This window comes from Nocardia sp. 348MFTsu5.1, assembly GCF_000383535.1.
Lineage (GTDB): Bacteria > Actinomycetota > Actinomycetes > Mycobacteriales > Mycobacteriaceae > Williamsia > Williamsia faeni.
The window spans coordinates 125,471-144,253 of sequence record NZ_KB911517.1 but is presented as its reverse complement, the minus strand read 5'-3'; the positions used below and the strand labels follow the sequence as shown (position 1 = coordinate 144,253).

The following is an 18,783-nucleotide window of genomic DNA, read 5'->3' as shown; positions in this document are numbered from 1 at the left end:
TCGAGTTGGCAGGGTCGGTGGGCGTTTGGTGTTACGGGTGAGTGGCAATCGATTTGGTTAGGCCGGCGCGATAGGCCGGGAGTGCGTGGCGCCAGATCAGGTCGATGGGTCCGTCACTGTCGACGGCGATCTGGGCGCCGACATGGGTGTACGGAGCCAGCGGTACGTGCGGCACGATGTCGAGGAAGTTGACCACTCTGTAGCAGCTTTCTATGGCGGTGTTGAACGAGGTGACGAAGTCGTTCAGTCCGACGCGTGGTCCGGCGAAGGTGATAAGTCTGGGTTCGAGTGTGTTCGGTGGCATGTTCGAGAAGATGTCGGGCGCTGCGAGTACTGCCAGCGCCGCGCCGAGGCTGTGCCCGGTGAGCAGGATTTGATCGCAGTCGGTGCAGGCGGCTGCGAGGTTCGCGGCGATGCTGTTGCGCACGAGGTGGTAGGTCGCCTGAAAGCCCTCGTGCACCTTTCCGAATCCGGGGATCGGTATGTATTCCTGGGGTTCGGCATCAACGTTTCGCACCCACTCCTCGAGGTGCTGGGTACCGCGAAACGAGACAAACGCTGTGCGGGTGCCGGTGTTCTGTCCCATCAGCCCGAAAACAAGGTTGTCCCGCGTCATCGCCCTCACTGCGGGATGTGAGTCGGTCATCGCGGTGAGAGCGGTGCGAGCGGTGTTGTCGGGCTCGATGAGGGCGGTCTGCACGAATCCGGGCGGAAGTGCGAGAGGGCGGCCGTTCGACGCGTCGTATGCGGCCTGGGCCAGGGGGAGCGCCACGTCCCTGGCGAACAACGCGTCGAATGCCATGGCTCGCAGCTTAGTCTCAGGGTCGACGGTGCCAGGTGGAAATGGCTTTCGACCCGACAGCCCACGCTGGACGGCGGTGCCTGACGCCGGCGCCTCGGGCGGATAGTGACGATGCCATTCGAGTGCTGCGGGCGTCTGATGTCGGATGATCTCGACAAAAATTCTGCCAAGGCAGGTCACGCTGCAGCTGAGATTGCTGCGTACCTACCGCATACCGAGTGGGTATCGTCAAGACTTGAGCGACCTTCAATGCTCAGCGCGTGGACATGCAACCGCTGGTGGCAGATGGTGGTGCGAATCGGCATGCGCGGCGGAGTCATTCGGCGGCGCACGCAGCTGCCCAACGGGTACGTATCGGGAAATCCATCCAGTCGCGTTTCGATCGCGGATCCCAAATTTGGGTGTGCGGAGGGTACAGCTGGGAGACTCGGAAGAAATTCAGATCCGTTGTGCAGGTGGGGAATTGCATTCCAGTCGGCTCGATATGTGGCCTGCTGCGCTGCTCGGTGGTGGCCACAGTCGTGGCCTTCTATCCTCGCTGAACGAGCACTCCCGAAAGTTCCTGCGAACCCTCTGCGTACCCAACACCTAGGGGTCCCTAATGCACTTGCATGCAATGCTCTGACCTGCAGTCTTGTGCCCCCGGTCAGAGTCGAACTGACAATGGACGGGTTTTGAACTGTTGGTTGTGGATGTTTGCGGATCGTTGGCGATCTGGCTACCTGGTCGTGGCGTCGATCATGTCGGTCAGACGCACTGGTTTCGATATCCGCGGAGGCGCCAAACAGTGCCTGATGGGTCCGCTCGGGTTAATTTCCGCTGTGGATACGACGGACAAATCCCCAGGTCGGAACTTCTACAGTACCGCTTCGGGTAGTATCCGAAAACGCTGCCTGATAGCGCATTTGGTGTTCGCGCTGACGATCTGACAGCGACAATCGCGACCTACGTCCCGCCGGCGGCGCGCAACCACGCCGCCAACAAGCCAGTCTGGTTCGGCTCGTACCGCACGCCGTAGGCGCGGGTTTCCGGCGAGACACCGATCGGCGGTCGGCGAAATTGAAAGGCCCACCCAAGGACGGCTGACAAGTCGACGATCACAGGTTGGGCTGGCTCGCAGATCCGCGACTCGGGCCGGTGGCCCCAGGAATCGACTCCGTCAGCCCTGGGGTACTTACCGCTTTGGTTGGTAGAGACACTCGCCCAGCCTGCTTCAGGCAGAGTCCTGCTCAGGCGGCGTATCTGCCGGGCGGGTGTCGTCGGCGAGCGCCAGGGGGAGTTGGCCGCGCGCGGTGATGCCGAGTTTACGGTAGGCAGCGGATAGATGAGCCGCGATGGTGCGCGGTGAGAGGAAGAGTTGTTCGGCGATCGAGCGATTGCTCAGGCCGTTGGCGGCGAGTGCTGCGATACGCAGTTCTTGGCGAGTGAGCACGTGGGTCCGCGAAAGCGGTTCGTTGGCAAGTCGTTCACCGGTGGCGCGCAGTGCGTCTCTGCATCTTTCGGACCATGCCGGCGCGGGCAGGTCGTCGAAGACTTTGAGGGCGCGGGTGAGATGCTGTCGGGACTGGTCGACCCGTCGCAGTCGGCGGAGTCTTATTCCGAGCAGCAATTCGGCCCTGGCTTGAAAGTACGGTATCGACGGCGGACCGTCGACCAGCTGGATTTGGATCTTCGCCAGGTCGGATTCGTCGGCCAGCGCGACATCGGCGAACCGTAGTACCGAGTCGATAAGGGGCGCGTGCCAGCTCCGGTTGAGTTCACGAACGTGGGCGACGCGCGTAAGGGCGTGGTCTCGATCGCCGATTGTGAGTGCGGCCTCGATGATGTCGGGTAGTACGGCGACTCCGAAGATCGTGCCGTACACGGGGTCTGACGGGTCGGCAAAAGGGCGCAGGAGATCGTGCGCTTGTCGCGGGTGACCGGTGACGAGTGCTGTGGCAGCGTCGGACCCGATCAACGAGGCGCGGATATTGCGGGCGTGGAGTACTTCCGCTGCGGCCGGTGATTGACCGGTGATGGCGTCGATGTCGGGGCGTGACCCGTCGACGGCGTCGAACCACGCCAATCCGATGCGAGCTCCGATAGCGAGCACATTATTGCCCAGGTCCGTTGCAAGCCTGAGACATTCATCGGCGAGTTCCCGCCCGACGTCGAAGTGCCCGCGCAGGTAGCTGGTCCAGGAAGCGCCCATCAACGCATGCGGAAGAAGGGCTACGTCGCCGGCTGCTCGCAGGGCGGCGACCGCGCGAGATGCGTAGGACCAAGAAAGGTCATGCTCCCCGCTGACGTTGAGGGCGTGGCCCAGCAACCACAGAGAGTACGGGTCCTGAATCGACTGCGGGTCGATGGCGGACACGGTCGAAAGGACGTGGTCCGCGCGGGTGGCGGGGTCGGTGACGGCGTCCAGGAAGAGAGCGCGTGGATCCTCGGCTGGTAGATCGAAGTTGCTCAGGGCCTGCTGAATGCGTTCAGGGTCGCCGGCGTCGGTGGAATGGTCCCACATTATCGACGCCAAATGTACGAGCGATGCGATCGCATCGTCGGTCGCGGCGGCGGTACGCATCGTGTCGATCGCGGCCAGCGCTGGACCGAAGTCGCCGCGTGTGAGCGCAGAGTCGTCGGGTGCCAATATTTCTCGGAGCCATTGTGCGCGACCGTGCACGGCTGGGGCATCGGTGTCTGTCAGGGTGTGGGTGATGAGCCGGGCGGCGATGTCGCAGGCGCCCGAGGCGAAGGCGGCTTCTGCTGCGTCGAGGCGCCGCGAGGCACGCTCGATCGGGTCATCGGTCAGTTCGGCGGCTCTCTCGAAGGCGCGGGCGGCAAGTTGATGGTCACCGGTGTGCACACTTGCCCGCGCGAGCTCGGTGAGTTCGACGCACAATGCCGCGTCCATGTCACCGGCGAGCTTGACGCGCCACCACAACGTTTGAGATGGCTCGTTGCCGTGCGCACGGACCAGCGCCTGCAGGACTGCCGACCGTTCGGAGGGCCGGCTGGCGCTGGTCACTGCTGCGCGAACCAGTGGATGGCGAAACCGCAGACCTTCGGGTGACCACACTGCCAATCCTGCGGTCGTGACGGTGTCGATCCAAGCAGGATCGAGATGTTTGCCGACGATGTCGGCAACGATTCGCGAAGACTGTTCGGGTGAAGGACTGTCTCCCAACGCCATTGCCAGAACAGCCAACCGTAGGGGCGCGGCGAGGTCGGCAAAGCGACCAGCGAATGTCGCCTCCAGTCGCCGGGTGACCGGTGCGACGTCGAAAGCGCCCGCACTGAGCTCGGGCGGGTCGAGTTCGAGCAGTGCCAGGGGGTTGCCCGCGGCCCGCTCCAGCACGGCCCGCACCGCTCTGCCTGCGGGAATGTCCGCTCGAGTGCCGATCAATTCAGTTGACTCGGCCTCACTGAGTGGCTCGAGGTACATCTGGCTGATGCCCAGCGCCGGGAGGGTATCGCCAGATCCTCTGGTCGTCATGATGATGACAACGGGGTCGTCGCAGATGCGTCGAGCAGCCATCTCCAGCGCCCAGCGAGACGCCGAATCAAACCAGTGCACGTCCTCGGCGATCACAAGCAGCGGCTGCTCAGCGGCGGCGTCGGTCAACAAGGTCAGGGTCGCCAGACCCGCCATCAGCGGGGACGGCGCAGCGACTACGTCGGCGAGCCCGAACGCCACTTCGACAGCGTTGCGTTGCGGCGTGGGGAGTGTTTCGAACAGCGCATGGAGAGGATGAAGCAGTAGGTGCAACGCGGCGTAGGGAACACCGGCCTCGGCCGGAGACGCCGAGACGCGCAGAACGCGCAGTCCACGCTCTCGCGCGTGCAGCGAACACTGTTCCACCAGAGCGGTTTTACCAACACCCGGGTCGCCTTCGATGACGATCGCCGCGCCGCGCTCGTGCACGTTCGTGCACAGCGCGCTGAGCAGAGCTACTTCGGGGTCGCGTCCGACGAACGTTGCATTAGGGCGCACAGCCCGCCATCATGCCACCGATACGACTCGAACGCTGGGGTAGCGAGCGACCGCGATCTAGGTACGAATACCCGCGAATCTAGGCACACCTGACCGATGTGGAGGACCTGCGGTGCTCCTTACGCTGCTCAGGACGGCAGGTTCGCTCCCGCGCATCGGTCCCCAACAATTATTCGAGGTGGTTCCCCATGGCTCCGACAATCGTGCTCGTGCATGGCGCATTCGCAGACTCAGCGAGCTGGGCTCCGGTCACGCGCCGACTGCTCGACAAAAGCCACACAGTGCGTGTGCCGCCGGTCTACAACAGAAGCCTCGCCGACGACGCGGCATCGATCCGGCGATTCACCGAACAGATCGATGGACCGGTTCTGCTGGTCGGCCATTCCTATGGCGGTGCTGTGATCACCGTCGCCGGAGTCGCAGCCAACGTCGTCGGATTGGTCTACATCGCGGGTTACGCCCTGGAAGAAGGGGAGAGCCTAGGTCAGCTTCAAGGCGGATTCCCCGACTCCGATTTGGCTGCCAACCTGGTCTACACCCCCTATCCGCAGGCCGACGGTACCGACGGAACCGATGTTTCCGTCGATATTGCTGCTTTCCCGTCGGTCTTCGCTGACGGCGTCGATCCCGACACCGCACAGGTGTTGGCGGTGTCGCAACGACCGCTCTCGGCCGCTGCGTTCGGCGAAGGCGCCGCGGTCGCTGCGTGGAAGTCCAAGCCAGGGTGGGGAATCGTCTCCTCGGCCGATCGCACCATCAACCCCGAAGTCGAACGATTCGGTTACAACAGGGCCGGCCTCAAACGGATCGTAGAAGTCGACGGCGCCCCCCACCTGATCATGCATCAAAACCCCGACGCGGTAGTCGCCCTCATCGAAGAAGCACTGACAGAAATCAACTGAGACCACCGCCCACTCGCGGCGTCATTCGTCACATCGGCCAGGAGAACGATCATGCCCGCCAACCCGCACAACATTTCACTTGAAACCGCGGCACTCGAGTTTGCCGAGGCAACAGCCAATCCACCGTATCTGTACGAAATGAGTCCCGACGAAGGACGCACCACCGTCGACGGCGTACAAGATTCGCCCATCGACAAACCCGACGTCGACGACAAGTGGATCACCGTCGACGGCGGCCCGACCGGCACGGTCAAAGTCCGCATCGTCAAACCCAAGAACGCACCAGACTCCCTTCCGGTGATCGTGTACACCCACGGCGCCGGTTGGGTATTCGGCGACGCACACACCCACGACCGGCTTGTGCGAGACCTGGCAACGGGAACCGGTGCAGCGGTGGTATTTCCAGAATATAATCGCTCACCCGACGTCCACTATCCCGTCGCCAACGAACAGTCCTACGCCGTGGCGCAATGGGTCGGCACATCGGGCGCCGATGAGGGCCTGGACACCACCAACATCACCATTGCCGGCGATTCGGTCGGCGGGAACATGGCCATCGCGTTGACGTTGATGGCCAAAGACCGCGGCGATGTGAGCTTTCGAGGGCAGGTGTTGTTCTATCCAGTCACCGATGCCGCATTCGACACCCCTTCATATCTGCGATTCGCCGAGGGCTACTGGCTGACCCGAACCGGGATGAAGTGGTTCTGGGACCAATACACCACCAGCACAACAGACCGAGCGCAGATCACCGCCTCGCCACTACGCGCAAAGCCCGAGCAACTCGAAGGCCTTCCACCGGCATTGATCATCAACGCACAAGCCGACGTCCTGCATGACGACGGCGCCGGCTACGCCGACCTGTTGAGATCGGCCGGGGTGCCGGTGACCCACGTCACGTACTCGGCAACGATCCACGACTTCGTGATGGTCAACTCCCTGCACGACACCCGTGCCGCGACCGCGGCCATCGCCCAGGCCGTCGACTTCCTTCGCGGTCTACAAACACCTTGATCAGATCAACAGGAAAGTGATGACAATGAACACCACGGTCGTACTCGTCCACGGGCATTCGCCGAATCCGCAAGCTGGAACGGAGTGATCGCCGCCCTGGGCGATATCGGAATCCAGACCATCGCCACCCCCAACCCTCTACGAAGTGTCACCACCGACGCCGACAACGTCCGCCGGGCGGTCCAAGCGATCGACGGGCCGGTGATCTTGGTCGGGCACTCCTATGGCGGCGCCGTCATCACCGAGGCAGCTACGGGAGCAGGCAACGTCAAAGGTCTGGTCTACGTGTCCGCGTTCGCCCCCGACCACGGTGAAACCGCGCTGGCACTGACCGATCAATTCCCCGGCAGTACCCTCGGATCAACTGTGCGGCCATACGATCTCGGCGACGGCACCAATGATTTGATCGTCGATCGCAGTCTCTACCCCCAGCAGTTCGCCGCCGACGTACCACTCGACCAGGCGGCAATCGCCGCCGCCACGCAGCGGCCAATCCGTGACTACGCGCTCAATGAACCACTTCCCACCACCACGCCCGGATGGAAGACCCTGCCGTCGTGGTTCGTGTTCGGTGACGCAGACAAAAACATACCTGCCGAAGCGATGCAGTACATGGCAGATCGGGCGGGATCACAATCGACTCGGGTCATCCCGGACGCATCGCACTCGTCGATGGTGTCGAACCCGGGCGTGGTCGCAGAGCTCATCGTCGAGGCCGTGAAATACGTGAGTTAACAACCTGACGTCGACGACTGAGAATGCCACCATGACTGCACATCCCGAGAGACCGCGATCGGAAGGCGCCGAATCGGGTGCGTTATAACGACCGTCGCCGAAGTGAGCGTGGCACAGATAATTGCATGGGCAACGCGAGGCACCGGAGCTACCGGGTCCTCTTTTTCGCCCAGTTGGTGTCGAACTGAACCGTCCTGGGTCTGGTGGAGACCAGGACGATTCAGTGGCTTGTGCGGTGTCAATTTGCACATGCATGACCCTTTGAAGCGGTGCTAAGAGTTCATATGAGCCGCGGTGCATGGTTCGCCGTGCTGGAGGTGTCGGTGGTCAATTCGCGCGCCGGTAGGGGCGGTATGGAAATTGACGCGGCCATAGAGCCCACAGTGTGCCGGGAGCAGAACAACACACTCGAACGTCTCGTGGTCGAGGTCGAACTGGAGTAGGACGTGCTGTGGGAGGTGGCCCCTGGAACATTCTGGGCGCGGTTGCCGAAGGCCGCGTCGTCGACATGTGCGTGTTCGTGATGGCTCTGTCGAAATGGTTGGCGTGCAATGCTGTTGGGCTCGAGGTTGCCCTTTGTTGTTCGCTGACATGTGACGTCGATGACCGTGAGTGGTAGTGGGGTCGTCCATAGCTGAGCAGTTTGCTTTCTGCAGACTCCGCGTCGGTCAGATTCTCAACCCTGTTCGGACTGCGATCGACCTCAAGGGAGTTACTGGTGGTGCTGTAGATTCGCGGTTCCGGCACCTGAGCGAAATTCAAAGGCGCAGATGCTCGCCGAGCAACCAGCAAGGACAGGTCCTTAGTGGGCCAGGGCACGCCTACAGAAATCAGGCTCGGGATCGAGTCGAAATGATCGCGGCGGCGCACTCAGTAGGCCGGTCCAAGCTGAGGTGGTGGAAACCGTCGGCGATACGGACGACCTTCACCTCGCCGGCGACGTGTGACCGGACAAAGTCGGCCTCGTCGTCCTTCACAAGTGCGCTGCAGCCGCCGTAGACGTAGCACAGCGGGATCCGCACTCTCGCGGCCGCGGCCAGCAACTCGGGACCGTAGAACGCCGGCATCATGCATTGGTCGTGCTTCCAGGTCCACATCCCTTCGACCTCCCGCACCCCGTTGACGGCGAGAGCATGCATCACCTCGGCCGCCGGGTGGGGCTGAGGTGGTACCAAGCGGAACCGGGCCATAGCTTCCTCGCGGCTGTAGCGACGTTCCTGCCTGGCCCGCTGCCCGCGCCCCGCTGCCACCGCGGCCCGGTAGCTCGGCGGAGGGCGCAACGGGGTGTCGATCAAGACCAACGCGGCGAACGCGTCTGGATGCGCGCCCGCTGTTATCAGGGTGAGTCTGCCGCCCAGACTGTGGCCGACCACGACCGGGCGAGAGGAGCCGGTTGCCGCCATCACAGCGAGTATTTCCTCGCCCCACACCTCGGCGCCGTACTCCGAACGGTGGCCGCTGTCACCGTGCCCGCTCAGATCGAAGGAGGTCACCCGTAGTCCAGCGGCAACCAACTGTGGGATGAGTAGGTGCCACCACCATCGATGTGCGCCGCTGCCATGCACCAGCAAGACGTCGCGATCGCCGCGCCCGACCACGGAGAACCTGACGGGGACGCCGCGCACGACGACCTCGCCCAGACTCTCCGCGTCCAGCGCCTCGTGCGGATGGGCTGACATCGCGCCGGACCTCCGGGTGTTCTCTACTCGGGTATTCAATGTGCCGGGCAATCCGGCGGCGTTCGGTGCTCAGCTGCCGATCGCGACCTGGTCGTCCACCTCAAGCCCTAGTTCCGCGAGCTCGCGTTCGGCCCAGAACAGGCGTCCCGTGTACTCCATCGGGTCGGCGCATGAGGAGAAGTACACCAGCATACGAGCGGGCACCACCATGGGCACGGCCTGGCTGTTATCAAGGCCGGCATCCTTTACTCGGGCCTGGACAATCTCGCTGGACACGAAGCCGGGATGCATACCGATGATGGCAATGTTCTTCTGCGCGAGCTCGGGAGCAAGGGTGTTGCCGAGCCGGTCGAGTGCCCGCTTGCTCGCGTAGTAGCCGGGTACTGCCAGGCTGAACTCGCCCCAGCTCGCAAGCTTTGGCGGCTCTTCCGCCACGCGGAAGACCTCGCCGCTGCCGGTGCTGAGATTGACGATGCGCCCACCGCCCCGGCTCTCCATGATCGGAACCACCAGTTGGATCAGGGTGAAGGGCGCGTGGGTGTTCACGTCGAATTGGTACAGCCAATCTTGGCGGGTCAGGTCGAGGAACCCCTTGGACCAGTAGTCGCCTGCAGTGGCAGCGGCGTTGTTGATGAGCACGTCGACGCCACCGAATCGCTCGACAGCCGAGTCGACAAGGTTTTTGAGGTCCGACTCGCTGGCCAGGTCAGTCTGCACCGCGATCGCTTGCGAGCCCATGTCTTCGATCTGCTTCAGCGTCTCGCCGAGCGTGCCGGGTAGCCAGTTGTCCGGCTCGACTGTCCGTGCGGCAAGGACCAACTTCGCGCCGCGACGGGCGAAGCCGAGGGCGGTCTGCCGGCCGACCCCTCGACTGGCTCCCGTGATGATCACGACCTTGTCGGTCAGGTCCAGTTCCTCATGTCTTTCCATAGTGCGCCTCCCATTGTCATTTGATCACCGTTCAAATAAAGCTAACACGCATTTGATCACCGTTCAAATGGTGACGGTCGGAAGCGACCGCGCGCTGGGTATGCTTCGGTCATGCAACCCAGTCGGACGCCCCGCCGGCGGGCGACTCTGGTCAACACCCGGTCGCAGGAGACGCGGCGGGCACTGACCCGCGCGGCTCTCCGGTTGTGGAGTGAAGGCGACTTCGATGCGGCCTATGAGGCGAGCACGGTGGCCGACATTGCCCAGGCCGCCGGGGTCAGCAAGGGGAGCTTCTATTTCCACTTCGCCAACAAGGAAGCAATCCTCCTCGAGATGGGTTCGGCGACGATCCGGGCGATGATCGACCAGATCGACGCGGGGACCGCCGGGGATGTCCCGCTGCACACCTTGAGCGAACAAGTGATGACCGCTATGGCGCGACGCACGGTTCGCGCGCCCAGGGTGGCCGCGGTGCGGTCGAGCACGCTCGGCTTCCCGACGCGGGCACTGGTGGGGACCCCGGAGAACCCCAGACTGAACGTCGCCTTTGAATCGCTTCTGCGTTACGGCATCAAGCGCGGTGAACTCAGCGCGCAGATCGATGCGGAAGAGGGCGCAGCGATGCTGACTGCGGTGACGATGGAAGCGATCGCGCGCTGGGGGTCGGGGGATCGCCCGGCGGCCTGGCTGCGCCAGACGTTGCTCGATCGAGTGGCGGTCATCCTGCATGGGATCGGCCACCTGAGCAACGGCTAGCATAGCGGGCTCCGTCTCGAACGAAGCCGCGTCGCGGCCATCGACTTACATGGTGCGCGAGCTGCAATTCCTCTGTTCGGGTCAGGTGCCAACGGTGAAGTTGCTTCAATCGAAGGATGTGCAGGTGGATGGCTTACTCGGGGGCTCCGATACTCGCGGAGGATCTGCTGTTCAAGCCGAAACATTCACTGATCGATCAAAGCTTGCACTCCCGTCTCGGGGCGACGACGACGAACGGTGACGGTTTCGGGATCGGCTGGTACGGAGAAGGCACCGAACCGGCCATGTTCAAGAGCATCGAACCCGCCTGGAACGACCGCAATCTGCGCGAGATTGCCGGTCAAATACGCACGCCGCTGTTCTTTGCACACATACGTGCGTCGACCGGGACTCCGGTGCAGCGCAGCAATTGCCATCCGTTCCGCCATGGGCGGTGGTTGTGGATGCACAACGGGGCACTGCGGGGTTTTCATGAAACCCGGCGCGACCTCGTGACAGCCATTGACCCGGCGCTGTTCCCCGACCTCGACGGCTCGACCGACTCGGAGACGCTGTTCTTTCTCGCGATGACGTTCGGTCTCACCGACGAGCCTTTCGAAGCTGTTGCCCGTGCGGTCGGTTTCGTCGAGGACGTCGGCCACGCACATGGGATCGACGACCCTGTCCAGATGACCGTCGCGACGTCGGATGGCGAATCCACATGGATATTCCGCTACTCGAGCGAGCTGCAATCGCGCTCTTTGTTCTACTCGACGGAGATAACCAGGCTGCAGGCCCTGCACCCGGAGGTGGAGGTGCTACGCAGGTTGGGCTCGGAGACCCGGCTCGTTGTCTCCGAACCGTTGCGTGACCTTCCGGGGGCGTGGAACGAGGTGCCGGAATCCTCGGCGGGGGTTGTCAGACCTGGCGCAGACGAACTTCGGCCATTTCACCCGATCGCACCCACCTGACACAGTGTTGCCCGTGACGTCTGCCAGTCGCTGCGCGCACTCGAGGAGGCGGTGCACACGGGTGAGATATCCGGCAACTGATGGTGAAGGCCCGAGAAACCGGGCTACGCAAACAGATTGCGGGTTTCGATCCCTGCGTTCCTCAAACCGTGGACGGTTTGGTGTGGCGGTTCTGGGGGACCGGACAAGTCAACTGCAATGTCGGACCCCGGATTGAAGGCGCCGCGGATGCGGACGGACGGCGGCGGATGCATATGCGGCTGCCACGTCATCGGTATGGACCACCTGCACACTCAGACCCGGAATGGACGGGACCATCGGCAATCGCTTGGGGTAGACGAGCCGACCCGGTACGAAGGGGCCTCCGAATAGTCTGCGTTGTCCGGTCGCAGAGCGCTTCTTGAAGATGAACGCCGGCCGCATCCGCACTACGCGGATCTCCGGATGCACGACCTCGAACGAATCCAACCATCTTTCTACGTAGGCCTTTTCGCGGATAAGCAACAGCGCCCGGGTTACTCGAACGCGCCAGGGAAACTGTCGCGCAACGCTTTTAGCTGACGGCGGAGATCACCAAGCTCGTGCCGTTTGGTTGCGGACTCGGCACCATGGCCTATCTCTAACGAGAGTTTGTCGATCCAACGCTTGAGTTCTGTTGCAAAATAGCGCGCCTGATCAGCGTCCGCTCCCTGCCCGTCTGAGGATGTCATGGTTCGCGTAGCTTACGACTCTCGGTACCGAAACGGAAAATGACTGCACACTGAATGACACGCAACCGAAGAGTGAACAGCAAGTGAACAAGGTGCCGGACTTGTCGTCTTCGGTCGTAGCCTGGACTTATGACTGCCTATGCCGACAAGCGCCTGCACGAAGAGCGGCAGATCATGAATCTCATCGCGGAGAAGCTGATCAAGCAACACCCTGGACTTTCTGCTGACGCCGTCGTCCAGGTCGTCGACGACGCGTACCACCGTTTCGACGAGCAACCGATCCGCGACTTCGTGCCCCTGCTGGTCGAACGGCGGGCCCACGAGCAACTCGGCGACCGGGCCACGGCAACGCCAGAATCATTCGACGATCTTCACTAGCTGTTCTCCTATGGAACGCTGCAACAGCGCAGCGCCCAGATCGCCATCCTGGACGCGTCCTCACCCCGGCAGGGCTGGTGCAATCGTCAGCTACGCCCTGTCCGGGTGAAGATCATCGACCCAGTCATTGCTCGGAGCCGCATCGCCCTCGACTCGAGTTTGTCGACCCAACGCTCGAGTTCCGCCGCAAAATAGCGCGCCTGTTCGACGTCCGCTCCCTGCCCGCGTGACGGTGCAATGGTCCTCTATGCGTAAGACTCCTGACACCGACACGGCGATGAGTGAACGACACGCAAATGTGCGGAGAACAAGGTGTGACCGACTTGGAGCCTCGTTGTTTTCGGTCATAAAATAGAACCCATGACTACTTTTGCCGACAAGCGCCAGCAAGACGAGCGGCAGAACATCGATCTCATTGCCGAAAAACTGACCAAGCAACACGCGAGTCTGTCGGCTGACACCGTCGCCCAGGTCGTCGAGGACGCGTACCGCCGTTTCGACGACCAACCGATCCGCGACTTCGTGCCCCTGCTGGTCGAACGGCGGGCTCATGAGCGACTCGGCGACCGGGCCACCGCATCACCGGAATCACTCGCCGCCCTCAGCTAGCTAGCTAGCCACAGCCGGCGCCGGATCACAGCGCGTATCACCTCAGTATCACGGGGGGTGAAGTGATCGAGTGCTCGCCGCTCGTCCATGAGGGCATCCATCTCAGCGAAGAATGTCCGATCGGTCATGCCGAAACGAGAATGAATCTCGTGCGACGGACCGCCGCCCAATCGAAACCAGCGTGCCTCGAACTCAAGCATCTCGTGCTTCAACGCATCGGTTTCGCTCATTGTTGGCTCCTTCGCCGTCACCCGTCCTACGCCTTTGTACCGCCACTGGGTGAACACTGAGCAATCTCAAGATGATCAATCGGTCGCCGCCCGAAACACTAACGCTTCGTGGCGAGGCCATGATTGCGACTGAGAAGTCGGTCTGTTCGCCAGGCACGCCTGTGGCGCCTTCGCAGCCGGCCGCGAACGCGAACAACTCCGTGGGGAATACAGAGCCGCGACGTCATCGGGCAGGCCAAGGGCATGCTCATGGAGCGTTATGGCATCGCCGCCGACGAGGCATGCGACCTTCTACGGACCTGTCCCAGGACTCCAATGTCACACTCGCCCAGAGCGCCCAGCAGATCGTTGCGGCGGACGCCGAGGGCACCGCACCGGCGCCCGAAGGTTAAACCTCAATCAAAGAGAGCCATGGTGCACTGTCCAGCGCAGTCCACTGTTGTTGAGGGTAATCGGCAGCGGCCCCCGTGGGGTCAGATGAGGCGATGACCCCGGCGTGAACTGCGCCCTCGACAGCATCACGGCCGAGGCGGTACTCGTGATGTGCAAGAACAGGTTTCGGCCCGGGCACACCACCGGGCCGGCGCTGAACGGCACCCACTGCCGGGCCGCCTCGGCCCGGCCTTCTAACCAAATGTCGGTCTGGTTATCGCGGTGAAACGCCCGGGAACCGACGAGGGAAGATGGTCGTGTGAGCGACGCAGGGCTACTGCCCGATGATTACGGTGACCTGCTCGATCAGCTCAGCACGCGGATCGCCAGGACGTTCGGGGGTGGGCAGCTGTGTGATTGATCGGCTTGCGACCGATCTGAGGGCGGAGTTTCCGACATGCGGGGTTCTCTCGGAGCAACCTTCACTACATGCGCACCGCGGCTGGCGCCTGGTCGCGGGGGGGGCAATTGTCCAACAAGCTGTTGGACAATTGCCGTGGGGACACCTCACCGTGCTCATCGACAAGCTCGACGACCAAGTTGCCCGCGACTGGTATGCCGCCGCAGTGGAAAATGGCTGTTCACATGCCGTATTGACGCATCAGATCCGCAGCCGGCTCCACCAGCGGGTTGGCGCGGCGCATTGGTGCGAGTGCAGAGACGATCGCTCCCCAACCGACCTCGACATCGTTACCGCCGACCCCGATTCTGGCGCATCCGCCCAATACGCCGCGCCCGTGGATACTTCCGGCGACGATAGCCCACCGTTTCCCTCAATCCTGTGCGCAAAGCTCAGCCCACGAGTGTTCGATCGAAGGGTCGACTCCACAGCACGCTGGGCCCGCAGCATCTGCAGCTTGGACAGGTCGCTGTTGTCGAGCTGACCTCTAAATTCCAGAGTGATTGTGGAGCAGGGCATGTGCGTCAGATGCGGCAGCAGGACTTCCATGCATTTGCGGCGGTGTTGGCGCCGACGTCGATGCCAATGAACCTTCGGTTCCCCAATCCGCAGGCCCTCCATGGACTTACGTAGCTCAGTGACATCGTCTTCTTCAGACAATGCAGCAGCCATCAAATACACCCGGATCCAGATCAGGACGTGATCCACTTTCGTCGGCCCCGCTGCCAACATGCATATGAGACCAGCCAGCGAAGGGACCCGTCCGGGGGTATTCGCGGGTGTACGCAATTTGCGGTCCTACCCGCGCATATTGCTCGTGGGCGTTCGTTCGCGTTCGCGGGTGTCGCGCATGAGTTGTCACACTCCCGTGACGACGAGAGGCCGGCACAATGAGCGCCTGCGCGAGCACCGAACTCCACACGGTCCATCAGCGCGAACCCGTAGGATCCGCGGTGTGCTCACTTTGCTGGCCCGCGTGGTCATCGCCGCCCCGAGACGAGTGCTTCTGGTTGTCGGGCTGTTGACCATCATCGCCGGGGTGTGCGGCGCGACCGTGACCGAACATCTTGGCGCTGCCGGTTTCCAGGACCCGAGCTCCGAATCGGCGCGCGGGACAAAGGTGCTCACCGACACGTTCGGCCAGGGCGACATGGATCTGACGTTCGTGGTGCGACGCACCGGTGGAGGCAGTGTGCTGGAGCCGGCAGCCGCGGCGGCCGGACGCGCGCTCGTCGCTGACCTGCGAGCCGCCCCGCACGTCGGCGGCATCGAATCCCCCTGGGACGGTTCTCCCGCCGGCCAGGCTCTGCTCAGCGCCGACCGCGCGACCGCCGTGGTGATCGTCCAGATGACCGGCGGCGAGGACGATGCGCCCAAGCACGGCAAGGAGGTCGCCGACGGAGTCACCGGCGAGCGTGACGGTCTCATCGTGCTGGCCGGTGGCGCGGCGATGATCTCCGCGGAGATCAACGTGCAGTCCGAGAAGGACTTGCTCATCGCCGAAGCCATCGCACTGCCGCTGTCCCTGGTCGTGCTCATCTGGGTGTTCGGCGGGGTGTTCGCTGCGCTGCTACCGCTCGTTGTCGGCGGTTTGGCCATCGTCGGGACCCTCGGAATGCTGCGCGGGATAACTCTTTTCGCCGACGTCTCGATCTTCGCACTCGATCTCACCACCGCCATGGGCTTGGCACTCGCGATCGACTACACGTTGCTGCTCGTCAGCCGGTACCGCGAGGAGTATCAACTGGTCGGTGATCGCGATGAGGCCCTGCGGCGGGCGGTGGCGAGAGCCGGCCGCACCATTCTGTTCTCGGCCTGCACCGTGTTCCTCGCGGTCGGCGCACTCGCGGTCTTCCCGATGTACTTCCTGCGATCGATGGCCTACGCGGGCTGCGGCGTGATAGCGCTCGCCGGCCTCTTCGCCGTGATCGTCGCCCCGGCGGTGATCAAGCTCCTCGGCGACCGGATCGAATCGTTCAACATCCGTACCAAGTTCCGCCGCGGGCCCAAGGATCAGGACGTCCGAGTGAGCATGCTCTACAGGACCGCCACCTTCGTCATGGGTCACGCGATACCGTGCGCGCTGGCGGTGGTCTCGCTGTTGCTGATTCTCGGGGCCCCGTTCCTCAGTGCGCTTTTCGGGTTGCCGGACGATCGGGTGCTGCCCGCGAGTGCTCAGTCACGTCAGGTGGGCGACATCGTGCGCGCCGAGTTCCCGAACAATGCCGCCGCGGCCACCTCGATCGTGATCCCCGATGGGCGCAGCCTGACCGACAACGACATTGCCGCCTACGCCGCTGCGTTGTCCGAGGTGCCCGGTGCCGTCGCGGTGTCTGCCCCGAAAGGCTCCTACGTCCAGGGCCGTGCCGTCGGCCCGCCGCTGCTGCCGACCGCGGTGAAAGACGGCAGCGTATGGCTTTCCGTGGCGATCGAGCACCCATCGTCGGACGAGTTGTCGCGGGACGAGCTCGACCGGCTGCGCGCCGTCCCGGTGCCGCACGGCGCCGAAGCACTGTTCACCGGTGCCAACCAGCTCAACCAGGACTCGGTAGATGAGATCGTCCGGCTGCTGCCCACGGTTCTCCTGCTCATCGCGATCACGACGTTCGTGTTGATCTTCCTGCTCACCGGAAGCCTGCTGCTCCCCGTGAAAGCGTTGGTACTCACCACCTTGTCCCTGACGGCGACGCTCGGCGCGCTGGTGTGGGTGTTCCAACAGGGGCACCTGGGCGGCCTCGGCACCACACCCACCGGCACGCTGGTCGCCGATGTGCTGGTGTTCCTGTTCGTAACCGCGTTCGGGTTGTCCATGGACTACGAGGTGTTCCTGCTGTCCCGGATCCGTGAACACTGGCTCGCGTCGCCCCGCCGGAAAGAGGACAACGACGAGGCCGTGGCACTCGGGATCGCCGGCGCCGGGCGGGTCATCACGGCGGCCGCGATTCTGATGGTGATCGTCTTCGCGGCGCTGGCCGGCGGTCAGGTCGCGTTCATGCGAATGATCGGTGTCGGTCTCGCACTCGCCGTCGTGGTCGACGCGACCCTGGTCCGAATGGTGTTGCTACCGGCCGTCATGAAGCTCGCCGGGACCTGGAATTGGTGGGCGCCCGCACCCCTGGCGAAGCTGCACGCCAAAGTGGGGATCAGCGAGTCAGGTTGATCTCGCCGGCCAGCTCGTGATCGAGCAGGAAGGTGCCGGACTCGCGCAGGTTCGGCGGGTGGAACGAATACGCCGAGATACACGAGGACAGGTAGGCGATCTCAGGATCGGTCGCGAAGGCGACGCCGCCCACCTTCGCCACCATGCGGGCCACGGCCGTCTGCAGTTGGTCGCGCAGACCGAGACGGATCCACAGCAGGTCGGCGAACAGGTCGTCGCTGCGATCACCGTTGTCATAACGCGCCGCGATCATCCGCAGCGCGCGCCACACTCCTTCGACCGGCGAGAACAGTTCGACGAAGTCTGCCGGGGTGAAGTCGTCGCGGTCGGCGAGTTTGAGCGCGAGTCGGGTGGCGGCGCCGACATAGCCTGCCGTGATGATCAGTCCGAATAGGACGTACCCGGATTTCTCGTTGCGGCCGTCGGCATCCTCGACGTCGCTGACCATCATCAGATCGTTCGGTACGAAGACGTCCTCGAAGACCACCGCGTGGGTTTGCGCGGCGGACAGCGGCGAGCTGGTCCACAGCGGGCTGACACTCATACCGGGGCTGCCGTTGAAGATCACCGTGATGGCCCGTTGTTTGGTGTCATCGAGCAGCACGCTGGCCATCACACAGTCCATGCTGTCGGCGAGGCTGCATGGTTTCTTCTGCCCGGTCAGGGTGTAACCACCGTCGGCAGGGCTGGCCTGCATAGTGGGACGAAAGACGCTGCCGGCGATCTTGCCCTCCGAGAATCCCGAGGCGAAGACGGTACGGTTCTCGATCAGCGATTTGATCAGGCCGACGGTCTCCTCATCGGCGGAGTTCGCGAAGTCGGCCAGGCCCGCCACGGACAGGTAATGCATGGTGGTCGCCGCGGCGAGCGAGGGGCTGAGGTAGCCGACACCACGTTGCAGCTCAAGGGTTTCCACACAGGTCGCGCCGATTCCGCCGAGGCCTTTCGGCGCGGTCAGCCGGGGCCCGTCGTGCTGTTTCCAGAGTGCGACGACGTTCGTCTCCGGATCTTCGGCGACCATCAGGCCGAGCTTATCCAGTTTGTCAGCGAGTTCGGGGAGGTGACGGCGGACAGCCGCCACGTGCGACAGCTGTGCCTCAAGTCCAGTGCGGTCCATATAAAA

16 protein-coding genes are annotated in these 18,783 nt (G+C 63.3%); 10 read left to right on the top strand and 6 right to left on the bottom strand.

Annotation, left to right across the window (positions count from 1 at the left end; translation table 11 throughout):
* Positions 1-31: 31 nt before the first annotated feature.
* The gene (locus H290_RS0117800; protein WP_020108180.1) at positions 32-802 is read right to left on the bottom strand and encodes a lipase family protein; all 771 of its coding nucleotides are present in this window, start codon (positions 800-802) and stop codon (positions 32-34) included.
* A gap of 1,213 nt (positions 803-2,015) precedes the next feature.
* Positions 2,016-4,775 carry an AAA family ATPase gene (locus tag H290_RS0117785; RefSeq protein WP_081631626.1) on the bottom strand — a complete coding sequence of 920 codons (2,760 nt, stop codon included), beginning with the start codon at positions 4,773-4,775 and terminating at the stop codon, positions 2,016-2,018.
* 188 nt (positions 4,776-4,963) lie between these two features.
* Here H290_RS0117785 and H290_RS0117780 point away from each other — a divergent pair, with 188 nt between their 5' ends.
* The 4 genes from H290_RS0117780 to H290_RS31240 all read left to right on the top strand — a co-directional run bounded on the left by H290_RS0117780 (position 4,964) and on the right by H290_RS31240 (position 7,869).
* Complete coding sequence (locus tag H290_RS0117780) at positions 4,964-5,677, top strand: alpha/beta fold hydrolase (RefSeq protein WP_020108176.1); 714 nt, start codon at positions 4,964-4,966, stop codon at positions 5,675-5,677.
* Between the two features lie 51 nt (positions 5,678-5,728).
* Positions 5,729-6,691, top strand: coding sequence for an alpha/beta hydrolase (locus H290_RS0117775; RefSeq protein ID WP_020108175.1), 963 nt, complete (start codon positions 5,729-5,731; stop codon positions 6,689-6,691).
* Positions 6,692-6,775: 84 nt separating this feature from the next.
* Positions 6,776-7,426 carry an alpha/beta fold hydrolase gene (locus H290_RS0117770; RefSeq protein ID WP_020108174.1) on the top strand — a complete coding sequence of 217 codons (651 nt, stop codon included), beginning with the start codon at positions 6,776-6,778 and terminating at the stop codon, positions 7,424-7,426.
* A 284-nt stretch (positions 7,427-7,710) separates the two neighbouring features.
* Positions 7,711-7,869: a hypothetical protein gene (locus H290_RS31240; protein WP_020108173.1), complete on the top strand. Its 159-nt coding sequence runs from the start codon at positions 7,711-7,713 to the stop codon at positions 7,867-7,869.
* A 387-nt stretch (positions 7,870-8,256) separates the two neighbouring features.
* On the opposite strand, the gene H290_RS29000 is transcribed toward H290_RS31240, so the two are convergent.
* A complete protein-coding gene (locus tag H290_RS29000) occupies positions 8,257-9,105 on the bottom strand; it encodes an alpha/beta fold hydrolase (RefSeq protein WP_020108172.1) in 849 nt (282 codons plus the stop codon).
* Positions 9,106-9,174: 69 nt separating this feature from the next.
* Positions 9,175-9,996 (bottom strand): SDR family oxidoreductase, encoded by an 822-nt coding sequence (locus H290_RS0117755; protein WP_231373732.1) that lies wholly within the window; start codon positions 9,994-9,996, stop codon positions 9,175-9,177.
* A gap of 150 nt (positions 9,997-10,146) precedes the next feature.
* Between H290_RS0117755 and H290_RS0117750 the strand changes: the two genes are divergently transcribed.
* The 4 genes from H290_RS0117750 (at position 10,147) to H290_RS0117725 (ending at position 13,438) form a co-directional block, all read left to right on the top strand.
* Positions 10,147-10,791 (top strand): TetR/AcrR family transcriptional regulator, encoded by a 645-nt coding sequence (locus tag H290_RS0117750; RefSeq protein ID WP_020108170.1) that lies wholly within the window; start codon positions 10,147-10,149, stop codon positions 10,789-10,791.
* A gap of 128 nt (positions 10,792-10,919) precedes the next feature.
* Positions 10,920-11,741, top strand: coding sequence for a class II glutamine amidotransferase (locus tag H290_RS0117745; RefSeq protein WP_020108169.1), 822 nt, complete (start codon positions 10,920-10,922; stop codon positions 11,739-11,741).
* A gap of 839 nt (positions 11,742-12,580) precedes the next feature.
* Positions 12,581-12,829, top strand: a complete 249-nt coding sequence (locus tag H290_RS0117730; RefSeq protein ID WP_020108167.1) for a three-helix bundle dimerization domain-containing protein — start codon at positions 12,581-12,583, stop codon at positions 12,827-12,829.
* Positions 12,830-13,189: 360 nt separating this feature from the next.
* Positions 13,190-13,438, top strand: coding sequence for a three-helix bundle dimerization domain-containing protein (locus tag H290_RS0117725; protein WP_020108166.1), 249 nt, complete (start codon positions 13,190-13,192; stop codon positions 13,436-13,438).
* On the opposite strand, the gene H290_RS0117720 is transcribed toward H290_RS0117725, so the two are convergent.
* Positions 13,435-13,668 carry a DUF3263 domain-containing protein gene (locus H290_RS0117720; protein WP_036519460.1) on the bottom strand — a complete coding sequence of 78 codons (234 nt, stop codon included), beginning with the start codon at positions 13,666-13,668 and terminating at the stop codon, positions 13,435-13,437. The genes H290_RS0117725 and H290_RS0117720 overlap by 4 nt on opposite strands.
* Positions 13,669-14,441: 773 nt before the next feature.
* On the opposite strand from H290_RS0117720, the gene H290_RS30805 reads away from it, so the two are divergent.
* Both H290_RS30805 and H290_RS0117705 read left to right on the top strand, forming a co-directional pair.
* A complete protein-coding gene (locus H290_RS30805; protein ID WP_231373741.1) occupies positions 14,442-14,984 on the top strand; it encodes a DUF1016 N-terminal domain-containing protein in 543 nt (180 codons plus the stop codon).
* A gap of 471 nt (positions 14,985-15,455) precedes the next feature.
* Entirely contained in the window at positions 15,456-17,660 is a 2,205-nt protein-coding gene (locus H290_RS0117705) for an MMPL family transporter (RefSeq protein WP_028463338.1), read from the top strand.
* On the opposite strand, the gene H290_RS0117700 is transcribed toward H290_RS0117705, so the two are convergent.
* Positions 17,644-18,777, bottom strand: a complete 1,134-nt coding sequence (locus tag H290_RS0117700) for an acyl-CoA dehydrogenase family protein (RefSeq protein ID WP_020108162.1) — start codon at positions 18,775-18,777, stop codon at positions 17,644-17,646. The genes H290_RS0117705 and H290_RS0117700 overlap by 17 nt on opposite strands.
* Between the last annotated feature and the right edge of the window lie 6 nt (positions 18,778-18,783).